The organism is uncultured Sphingomonas sp., assembly GCF_913778135.1.
Classification (GTDB): Bacteria; Pseudomonadota; Alphaproteobacteria; order Sphingomonadales; family Sphingomonadaceae; genus Sphingomonas.
Genome location: NZ_CAJYVU010000077.1, coordinates 1 through 3,959, shown reverse-complemented (window position 1 = coordinate 3,959; position 3,959 = coordinate 1). Strand labels below are relative to the sequence as shown.

Sequence of the window (3,959 nt, the reverse complement as noted above, 5' to 3'; positions counted from 1 at the left end):
ACCAGCGGATGGTAGAGCTGGCTGATCTGATACCCCTGCGGCAGATCGGCGTAGAAATAGTTCTTGCGGTCAAACCGCGACCATTTGTTAATCTGCGCGTCGATCGCCATTCCTGTGCGCACCGCCTGACGGATGCACTCGCGGTTTGGCACCGGCAGCATCCCCGGCATCGCCGCGTCGACCAAGCTGACCTGGCTGTTCGGCTCCGCGCCGAACGCGGTCGCCGCGCCCGAGAACAGCTTGGCGTTGCTCGTCACCTGCGCGTGCACCTCGAGGCCGATCACGACCTCCCAGTCACCGGTTGCGCCCTTGATGCGGTAGGATGTTTCCATGTTCGTCATTTCGCTTCCACGTACGCCGTGCCCTCGTGCATCACCACCACCGGTCGGGCCGCGCGGTGAAGCCCGCGCGTTCCTCGATCGCAAGCGCCGCGTTCAGCACGCCCTGCTCGTCGAGCGCACGGCCGATGACCTGGAGCCCGAGCGGCAAGCCCGCCTTGTCGAGCCCGCCCGGCACGCTCATCGCCGGCAAGCCAGCGAGCGAGGACGGCACGGTGAAGACGTCGTTCAGGTACATCGCCAACGGATCGGCGCTCTTCTCGCCCAGCGCGAACGCGGCCGATGGCGCGGTCGGGGTGAGCAGCACATCACACCGCTCCCACGCGCGCTCGAAATCCTGCGCGATCAGCGCGCGGACCTTCGATGCCTGCGTGAAATACGCGTCGTAGAACCCCGCCGACAGCACGTAGGTGCCGATCAGGATGCGCCGCTTCACCTCGTCGCCGAACCCTGCCGCGCGCGTCGCGGCGTACATGTCCTGAAGGTTCGCCCCCTCGGGCAAGTCACGCTGACCATAGCGCACGCCGTCGTAGCGCGCGAGGTTGGACGACGCCTCCGCCGGCGCGATGATGTAATAGGCCGGCAGCGCATAGCGCGTGTGCGGCAGCGAAACCTCGACGATCTCGGCGCCGGCATCCTTCATCCAAGCGATGCCCTGCTGCCACAATGCCTCGATCTCCTCGGGCATGTTGTCGACGCGGTACTCGCGCGGGATGCCGACGCGCTTGCCCGCCATGCTGGCGTTCAGCCCCGCCTCCCACTGCGGGACCGGCAGATCGAGCGAGGTCGCGTCCTTCGCGTCGAACCCGCTCATTGCCTCCAGCATGATCGCACAGTCGTGCACGTCGCGCGCCATCGGCCCGGCCTGATCGAGCGAGGAGGCAAAGGCGATTGTACCCCAGCGTGAGCAGCGCCCGTAGGTCGGCTTGATGCCAGAGATGCCGACGAACGCCGCCGGCTGCCGGATCGAGCCGCCCGTGTCGGTACCCGTCGCGCCCGGCGCGATCCGCCCCGCAACCACCGCGGCGCTACCGCCCGACGATCCACCGGGTGCGAGCTGCGCATTGCCGCCGTCGCTGCGTCGCCACGGGCTGACCACGTTGCCGAAATAGCTCGTCTCGTTCGACGACCCCATCGCGAACTGGTCAAGGTTCAGCTTGCCGAGCATCCCTGCGCCCGCGTCCCACAGCTTTTGCGAGACGGTCGACTCATACTCGGGCTTGAAGCCTTCGAGGATGAGGCTGGCGGCCGTAGTCTGCACGCCGCTGGTGCAGAACAGGTCCTTCATGCCGATCGGCACGCCCGCCATCGATGGCAAGGTCTCACCCGCGGCACGCGCCTGGTCGACCTTGTCGGCGGCGGCGAGCGCGTGGTCTGGCGTCTCGACGATGAACGCGTTGAGCGGCTTGGCGGCGGCAACCGCAGCGTTGAAAGCGATCGCCACCTCACGCGCGGAAAAGTCGCCGTTCGCCACGCCGTCGCGGATCTGGCGGATACCCAGGTCGGTCAGGTCACTCACTATTCGATCACCTTCGGAACCGTGAAAAAGCCGTGCTCGCCCTCGGGTGCGTTGGCGAGCACCTTTGCGCGGATGCCGCCATCGGTCACGACGTCGTCGCGCAGCCGCAGGTGGTTGGGAATCACCGCGGTCATCGGCTGCACGGACGAAGTATCCACCTCGCCCAGTTGCTCGATCCAGCCCAGGATGTTGCCGAGTTCCGGCGCGAGGCGCTCGGCCTCTTCGTCACGGATCGCGATCCGCGCGAGCTTGGCCACGCGTTTAACGGTTGCTGTGTCTACGGACATGACCGCGCCGCTACCACCAGCGCCCGCCCGCGCGCAACCGCAACGATTGCGCGCAGGCGGGCGCTGCGGCAGAGCGGAAGGAGCCGTTTCGTCTCCCGCTTTCGTCCGGACACCACGCCCTTGGTTCGCAAATTCCTCTACATCGTCGCCGGGCTGATCGTCCTCGTGCTTGCCGGGCTGCTCGCCTATCGGATCTGGGGCGTCGAGCTGATGCGTGCGGCGATGGTGCCGGGTGAGGACTTCCGCGCCGTTCGCGGGCTGACACCGGCGGATTACCGAGACGCCAAGCTGTGGCTTGCGCGGCCCGACATCGCGAACAACCCCGCGCTATGGACGCCCGCGGGCGAGCAGCCGCGTCGTCAGCCGGGCGGCGCCGCGGTGTTCTTCATCCACCCGACCTCGTACCTCAACCGCGCGCATTGGAACGCGCCGCTCGACGACAAGGAGGCGAACGACCGCGCTGCGCTGTTCCTGCGCGGGCAAGCGAGCGCCTTCAACGCGGTCGGCGAGATCTGGGCGCCGCGCTATCATCAGGCGACATTCGGCGCCTTCCTGACCGATCAGGCGAATGCCAGCCGCGCGCTCGATCAGGCCTATCGCGACGTACTCGCCGCATTCGACGCCTTCGTGGCGCAGGTCGATCCCGACCGGCCAATCATCCTCGCGGGTCACAGCCAGGGCGGGCTGCACCTGACGCACCTGCTGCGCGATCGCGTCGCCGGCAAGCCGCTCGCCCGCCGCATTGTTGCGGCCTATGTCGTCGGTTGGCCGGTCTCGACCGCGACCGACCTCGCCTCGCTCGGCCTGCCCGCCTGCGCGCGCGCCGACCAGCGCGGCTGCATCTTGTCGTGGCAGAGCTTCGCCGAGCCCGCCGATCCGTCGCTGATCACCGACAATTACGATCGCACCACCGGCTTCGATGGTCGTCCGCGAAAGGGAACGCGGATGCTGTGCACCAATCCGATTACTGGCGTGCCGTTTACCGCCGCACCGGCCAGCGCCAACCTTGGCACGCTTTACCCGAGCGAGGACCTGTCGAACGCGCAGCTTCGCCCCGACACCGTTGGCGCGCACTGCGACGCTCGCGGATTGCTGCTGATCGGATCGCCGCCCGATGTCGGCCCTTACGTGCTGCCGGGCAACAACTACCACGTCTATGACTATAGCCTGTTCTGGGCCAACGTTCGCGCCGATGCCGCGCGTCGGATGACGGCGCAATGATCACCACAGACGCAGGCGAGTTCGCCGCCAGGCTGCCGAACGGCGGGCGCCTGCTTGGACTGGACCTCGGCACCAAGACGATCGGCACGGCGCTGTGCGACGCCGGGTGGAGTTTCGCCAGCCCTGCCCCGCTGGTCCGCCGCACGAAGTTCACCGCCGACAAGGCTGAGCTGATGCGATTGGTACAGGCGCAGCACGTCGTCGGCCTCGTCATGGGTCTGCCGCTCAACCTCGACGGCAGCGTTAGCCCGCGCAGCCAGTCGGCGCGTGCGTTTGCGCGCAACTGCGCCGACATGAACTTGCCGACCCTGTTGTGGGACGAGCGCTGGTCGACGGTCGCCGCCGAACGCGCGTTGATCGAGCAGGATGTGAGCCGCGCCAAGCGCGCCGAGCGGATCGACTCCGCCGCCGCGGCGCACATCCTGCAGGCTGCGATCGACGCGCTGGTGAACGTCGCCTCGCGCTGACGCCGCGCTTGCGGCGCGATCCCCAGGCGCTATCTGCCCTGCGCATGACCCATGACATTCACGTGATCGGCGGCGGGCTCGCGGGCTCGGAGGCCGCGTGGCAGCTCGCCGAAGCCGGTTTCAAGGT

The 3,959-nt window shown here is 67.8% G+C and carries 5 protein-coding genes and 1 pseudogene; 3 read left to right on the top strand and 3 right to left on the bottom strand.

Annotated elements, in window-relative coordinates; all coding sequences use genetic code 11:
* From gatB to gatC, 3 genes and pseudogenes are all read right to left on the bottom strand, one after another.
* Positions 1 to 341, bottom strand: a pseudogene (gene gatB / locus QZ847_RS07430) (Asp-tRNA(Asn)/Glu-tRNA(Gln) amidotransferase GatCAB subunit B); the annotation flags it as partial.
* Positions 342 to 372: 31 nt separating this feature from the next.
* On the bottom strand, positions 373 to 1,857 hold the full coding sequence (gatA, locus tag QZ847_RS07425) for an Asp-tRNA(Asn)/Glu-tRNA(Gln) amidotransferase subunit GatA (RefSeq protein WP_294354941.1): 1,485 nt from the start codon (positions 1,855 to 1,857) through the stop codon (positions 373 to 375).
* On the bottom strand, positions 1,857 to 2,144 hold the full coding sequence (gatC, locus tag QZ847_RS07420) for an Asp-tRNA(Asn)/Glu-tRNA(Gln) amidotransferase subunit GatC (RefSeq protein ID WP_093002754.1): 288 nt from the start codon (positions 2,142 to 2,144) through the stop codon (positions 1,857 to 1,859). The genes gatA and gatC overlap by 1 nt, the downstream gene beginning before the upstream one ends.
* A 120-nt stretch (positions 2,145 to 2,264) precedes the next feature.
* Between gatC and QZ847_RS07415 the strand changes: the two genes are divergently transcribed.
* The 3 genes from QZ847_RS07415 to QZ847_RS07405 all read left to right on the top strand — a co-directional run.
* Positions 2,265 to 3,365, top strand: coding sequence for a DUF3089 domain-containing protein (locus tag QZ847_RS07415; RefSeq protein ID WP_294354937.1), 1,101 nt, complete (start codon positions 2,265 to 2,267; stop codon positions 3,363 to 3,365).
* Positions 3,362 to 3,832 (top strand): Holliday junction resolvase RuvX, encoded by a 471-nt coding sequence (ruvX, locus tag QZ847_RS07410; RefSeq protein ID WP_294354932.1) that lies wholly within the window; start codon positions 3,362 to 3,364, stop codon positions 3,830 to 3,832. Before QZ847_RS07415 ends, ruvX begins: the two co-directional genes overlap by 4 nt.
* Positions 3,833 to 3,876: 44 nt before the next feature.
* Positions 3,877 to 3,959, top strand: an 83-nt coding sequence (locus tag QZ847_RS07405; RefSeq protein ID WP_294354944.1) for an FAD-dependent oxidoreductase, incomplete at its 3' end; no start/stop codon positions are given.